General features: G+C 32.6%; 5 protein-coding genes. All 5 read left to right on the top strand.

From position 1 onward, the window contains the following. Positions 1-1,097, top strand: a 1,097-nt coding sequence (locus tag IDG60_RS17455; protein ID WP_206160989.1) for a PTS fructose transporter subunit IIC, incomplete at its 5' end; no start/stop codon positions are given. Between the two features lie 307 nt (positions 1,098-1,404). Further along, positions 1,405-2,586, top strand: a complete 1,182-nt coding sequence (nagA, locus tag IDG60_RS17450) for an N-acetylglucosamine-6-phosphate deacetylase (protein WP_001292243.1) — start codon at positions 1,405-1,407, stop codon at positions 2,584-2,586. A gap of 220 nt (positions 2,587-2,806) precedes the next feature. Further along, on the top strand, positions 2,807-4,156 hold the full coding sequence (locus tag IDG60_RS17445) for a hemolysin family protein (protein ID WP_000450257.1): 1,350 nt from the start codon (positions 2,807-2,809) through the stop codon (positions 4,154-4,156). Between the two features lie 221 nt (positions 4,157-4,377). Further along, positions 4,378-5,217: an aldo/keto reductase gene (locus IDG60_RS17440; protein WP_000931238.1), complete on the top strand. Its 840-nt coding sequence runs from the start codon at positions 4,378-4,380 to the stop codon at positions 5,215-5,217. 131 nt (positions 5,218-5,348) lie between these two features. Continuing rightward, a complete protein-coding gene (gene csbB, locus IDG60_RS17435; RefSeq protein ID WP_000702779.1) occupies positions 5,349-6,332 on the top strand; it encodes a lipoteichoic acid-specific glycosylation protein CsbB in 984 nt (327 codons plus the stop codon). Positions 6,333-6,339 lie beyond the last annotated feature (7 nt).

The raw sequence follows: 6,339 nt of genomic DNA, 5'->3' as shown, positions 1-6,339 counted from the left end.
AAAGAAAAGGTAACTCAAATGACAGTCAAGAAAAATTAAGCCCAGGTAAAGCATTCTATAAACACTTAATGAACGGTGTTTCTAACATGTTGCCACTTGTAATATCTGGTGGTATTTTAATGGCAATTGTATTTTTATTTGGAGCAAATTCATTTAATCCAAAAAGCTCAGAGTACAATGCGTTTGCAGAGCAGCTTTGGAACATTGGTAGTAAAAGTGCATTCGCGCTAATCATTCCAATTTTATCTGGATTCATTGCACGTAGTATTGCGGATAAACCTGGTTTCGCTTCAGGTCTTGTAGGTGGTATGTTAGCAATTTCAGGTGGTTCAGGATTTATTGGTGGTATTATTGCAGGTTTCTTAGCAGGTTACTTAACACAAGGTGTTAAAGCCATGACACGTAAGTTACCACAAGCATTAGAGGGATTAAAGCCAACATTAATTTATCCACTATTAACAGTGACAGCTACAGGCTTATTGATGATTTATGTCTTTAATCCACCAGCATCTTGGTTAAATCATTTGTTATTAGATGGATTAAACAATTTATCAGGTTCTAATATTGTATTATTAGGTTTAGTTATTGGCGCTATGATGGCGATTGATATGGGCGGTCCATTCAACAAAGCGGCATATGTTTTTGCAACAGGTGCGTTGATTGAAGGTAATGCAGCACCAATTACAGCTGCAATGATTGGTGGTATGATTCCACCGTTAGCAATTGCGACAGCGATGTTAATTTTCAGACGTAAATTTACAAAAGAACAACGTGGTTCAATTATCCCTAACTATGTGATGGGTATGTCCTTTATTACAGAAGGTGCGATTCCATTTGCAGCTGCCGATCCATTACGTGTTATTCCTTCAATGATGATTGGTTCAGGTATAGGTGGCGCAATTGCTTTAGGCTTAGGTTCTCGAATTACTGCGCCACATGGTGGTATTATTGTAATTGTTGGTACTGATGGTGCACACTTACTTCAAACTCTTATTGCACTTCTAGTTGGTACATTAGTTTCAGCATTAATTTATGGACTTATTAAACCAAAGTTAACTGAAACAGAAATCGAAGCTTCAAAATCAATGGACGAGTAGTTTTAATGATGTAAAATGATTGTTAGCAAAGAGCTTCATATTAAGTTGTAAGTTCAATGAATATATGTTAGTTTTATACATCGTGTTAACGGTAGCTTATACAAAGCTGTAAAAACACTTTCTATTAATTCAGTTTTTATGAATTGATATGAAGGTGTTTTTATTTTTAGATAAATGAATGAAGAAATAGACACCACAAATGTATAGACTTTTTTAATATTTTGCAAAAAGTTATGCCAAACGAAGCAGATATAGTAAAATATGAGTGTCTTAAAGTGAAAATTTATAAATAAAGAAGGGTTTATACGTGTCAGAATTAATTATATATAACGGCAAAGTTTATACTGAAGATGGCAAAATCGATAATGGTTACATTCATGTGAAAGATGGACAGATTGTTGCAATTGGAGAAGGGGATGATAAAGCAGCAATTGATAATGATACGACAAATAAAATTCAAGTGATTGATGCTAAAGGTCATTATGTATTACCAGGTTTTATTGATATACATATTCATGGTGGTTATGGTCAAGATGCAATGGATGGGTCATACGATGGCTTAAAATATCTATCCGAAAATTTGTTATCTGAAGGGACGACATCATACTTGGCCACTACAATGACGCAATCTACTGATAAAATAGATAAAGCACTTACAAATATTGCTAAATATGAAGCGGAGCAAGATGTTCACAATGCAGCGGAAATTGTAGGTATACATTTAGAAGGACCATTTATATCTGAAAATAAAGTTGGTGCTCAACATCCGCAATACGTTGTACGCCCATTTATCGATAAAATTAAACATTTTCAAGAGACTGCTAACAGATTAATAAAGATTATGACGTTTGCACCTGAAGTTGAAGGTGCAAAAGAAGCGCTTGAAACGTATAAAGATGACATTATTTTTTCAATTGGTCATACAGTGGCAACATACGAAGAAGCAGTCGAAGCTGTTGAGCGAGGAGCTAAACATGTCACGCATTTATATAATGCAGCGACGCCATTCCAACATAGAGAACCAGGTGTTTTTGGAGCAGCATGGTTGAATGATGCTCTACATACCGAAATGATTGTTGATGGCACACATTCTCATCCGGCATCGGTTGCAATTGCTTACCGTATGAAAGGTAATGAACGTTTTTATTTAATTACCGATGCAATGCGTGCAAAAGGTATGCCTGAAGGAGAATATGATTTGGGTGGACAAAAAGTAACTGTTCAATCGCAACAAGCACGTCTTGCAAATGGTGCGCTTGCTGGTAGTATTTTAAAAATGAATCATGGGTTACGTAACTTAATATCATTTACAGGTGATACATTAGATCATTTATGGCGAGTAACAAGTTTAAATCAAGCCATTGCATTAGGTATCGATGATAGAAAAGGTAGTATTAAAGTAAATAAGGATGCAGATCTTGTTATTCTAGATGATGATATGAATGTAAAATCTACAATAAAACAAGGCAAGGTTCACACATTTAGCTAATAAATAATCATAATTAAATGTATGCAATAGATTTAATCTGTTAACATAAGCACTTTATATTATGATAAAATAGAAGCAATAACATTTTTTTCTGGGGGTGTCTAAATGGGAAGGCGATAACATGTAGTTGTAATTTAAGTCATAGTGATAAATTTGAATGCGTGTTACCCATGAGTGACACATATAACATGGAGGTGAATCCCTAGAAATAGGGAATTAATTGGAAACTTCGACCATAATTAGTTTGATTATATTTATTCTATTAATTGCATTAACCACTGTATTTGTTGGTTCAGAATTTGCATTAGTAAAAATTAGAGCAACAAGAATTGAACAGCTAGCAGATGAAGGAAATAAACCTGCTAAAATAGTAAAAAAGATGATTGCTAATCTAGATTATTATCTTTCTGCTTGTCAGTTAGGTATAACAGTAACATCTTTAGGGTTAGGTTGGCTTGGTGAACCAACGTTTGAAAAGCTATTACACCCGATATTTGAAGCAATCAATTTACCAACTGCATTAACGACGACGATTTCGTTTGCAGTGTCATTTATAATCGTTACGTATTTGCATGTAGTACTTGGTGAATTAGCGCCTAAATCTATAGCGATTCAACATACTGAAAAGCTTGCTTTAGTATATGCAAGACCATTGTTCTATTTCGGTAACATTATGAAACCATTGATTTGGCTGATGAATGGTTCTGCACGTGTTATTATTAGAATGTTTGGTGTAAATCCTGATGCCCAAACTGATGCAATGTCAGAAGAAGAAATCAAAATTATTATTAACAATAGTTATAATGGTGGAGAAATCAACCAAACTGAATTGGCATATATGCAAAATATCTTTTCATTCGATGAAAGACATGCAAAAGATATAATGGTACCTAGAACTCAAATGATTACACTAAATGAACCTTTTAATGTAGACGAATTACTAGAAACAATAAAAGAACATCAATTTACGCGTTATCCAATTACTGATGATGGTGATAAAGACCACATTAAAGGATTTATTAACGTCAAAGAATTTTTAACTGAATACGCTTCTGGAAAAACGATTAAAATAGCAAACTATATACATGAGTTGCCAATGATTTCAGAGACAACACGTATCAGTGATGCATTAATTAGAATGCAACGTGAACATGTACATATGAGTCTTATTATAGATGAATATGGTGGAACGGCAGGTATTTTAACGATGGAAGATATTTTAGAAGAAATCGTTGGAGAAATTCGTGATGAATTTGATGATGATGAAGTGAATGATATCGTTAAAATTGATAATAAGACATTCCAAGTAAATGGCAGAGTACTATTGGATGATTTAACTGAAGAGTTCGGTATAGAATTTGATGACTCTGAGGATATTGATACGATAGGTGGATGGTTACAATCTCGTAATACCAATTTACAAAAAGATGATTACGTGGATACAACTTATGATCGCTGGGTTGTTTCAGAAATCGATAACCACCAAATTATTTGGGTGATATTAAACTATGAATTTAATGAAGCGAGACCTACTATCGGACAGTCTGATGAAGATGAAAAATCAGAATAGATATTAATATATAAACCAACTAAGAATGATTTAATTCATTTTTGGTTGGTTATTTTTTTGACTAAAATTAATGAAAAGTGAAAATAGTATTGGAACTCAATATCTTTAATGATTTAATGAATATTTTTTATTGAAAGCGATAATTCGCATTAATTGAGTTTGTTGAAAAATTTAGGGTAATGTAAAGATATAAAAGATACATAGATTGGAGAGATATAAAGATGTTGAATGAGATACAAATATTAAATAATGGATACCCGATGCCTTCAGTTGGGTTAGGTGTTTATAAAATCTCTGACGAAGATATGACTAAAGTTGTAAATGCTGCAATTGACGCAGGCTATAGAGCGTTTGATACAGCATACTTTTATGATAATGAGGCTTCACTAGGACGAGCATTAAAGGATAATGGCGTCGATAGAGAAGATTTGTTTATAACAACGAAGTTATGGAATGACTATCAAGGTTATGAGAAAACATTCGAATATTTCAACAAATCGATTGAAAATTTACAAACTGATTATCTTGATTTATTTCTAATACATTGGCCTTGTGAAGCAGATGGTCTATTTTTAGAAACATATAAAGCTATGGAAGAACTTTACGAGCAAGGTAAGGTAAAAGCAATAGGTGTATGTAATTTTAATGTTCATCATCTAGAAAAATTAATGGCTCAATCAAGTATCAAACCAATGGTGAATCAAATTGAGGTACATCCATATTTTAACCAACAAGAATTACAAGAATTTTGTGATCGTCACGATATTAAAGTGACTGCATGGATGCCTTTGATGAGAAATAGAGGACTACTAGACAACCCTGTCATTGTTAAAATTGCTGAAAAATATCATAAAACACCAGCACAAGTTGTATTACGTTGGCATTTAGCACACAATAGAATTATTATTCCAAAATCTCAGACACCTAAACGCATTCAAGAAAATATAGATATTTTAGATTTTAATTTAGAATTAACAGAAGTAGCTGAAATTGATGCTTTAGATAGAAATGCAAGACAAGGTAAAAATCCAGATGATGTGAAAATTGGGGATTTAAAATAACTGGATGTTAAATTTTACGTTTATGAATGCCTTTTAATGTGTACATTAAAATAAATGAGTTGGTTTTTACTATTTGATAAAACAATACTCAGGTACATTCAAAATCTTTTAAATAAAAAGGATGGACATAGATGAAAATTAGAGTCGTCATTCCTTGTTTTAATGAAGGGGAAGTCATTACACAAACACATCAACAATTAACTGAAATACTTTCACAAGATAGTAGTGTGAAAGGCTATGATTATAATATGCTTTTCATAGATGATGGAAGTACGGATACCACTATAGATGAAATGCAACATCTTGCCACAATAGATAGGCATGTCAGCTTTATTTCTTTTAGTAGAAATTTTGGAAAAGAAGCAGCTATGATTGCAGGTTACCAGCATAGTACTGAATTTGATGCAGTCATCATGATAGATTGTGATTTGCAACATCCACCTGAATATATTCCGAAAATGGTTGAAGGTTTTATGGAAGGCTATGATCAAGTGATTGCAAAGCGTGATAGAAGTGGTGAAAATTTTAGTCGCAAAACATTAAGCCATTTGTATTATAAGTTAGTTAATTGCTTTGTAGAAGAAGTACAATTTGATGATGGTGTTGGTGATTTTAGACTTTTAAGCCAAAGAGCTGTTAAATCCATTGCATCACTTGAAGAATATAATCGATTTTCAAAAGGGTTATTTGAATGGATAGGCTATAATACTAAAGTGTTTACGTATCAAAATGTTGAGAGACAAAAAGGGGAATCTAAGTGGTCCTTTAAAAAGTTATTTAATTATGGTATTGATGGATTGATTTCCTTTAATAGTAAACCTTTGAGAATGATGATTTATCTTGGCTTGTTTATCTTTTCAATAAGCGTGCTATATATTATCTATTTATTCATCAATATTATGATATCTGGTGTTAATATTCCAGGATATTTTTCAACGATTGCAGCTATTTTATTATTAGGCGGCATAGAGTTAATTTCAATTGGTGTTGTAGGTGAATATATTGGCAGGATATATTATGAAGTTAAGGCACGTCCTAAATATATTATTCAAGCTACAAATCTTTCAAGTATTGAAAATGATGAGAAGGATACCCATAAAGTTTATTCTAAATAAACAAAAA

Source organism: Staphylococcus sp. EG-SA-2, from assembly GCF_017152085.1.
The sequence above is the reverse complement of the archived record's forward strand: the minus strand, read 5'-3'. Positions and strand labels throughout refer to the sequence as shown.

What these genes read in the sequence shown, in the direction of transcription:
- IDG60_RS17440 (WP_000931238.1), top strand. Translation starts at nt 4,378, where the DNA reads ATGTTGAATGAGATACAAATATTAAATAATGGATACCCGATGCCTTCA.
- csbB (WP_000702779.1), top strand. Translation starts at nt 5,349, where the DNA reads ATGAAAATTAGAGTCGTCATTCCTTGTTTTAATGAAGGGGAAGTCATT.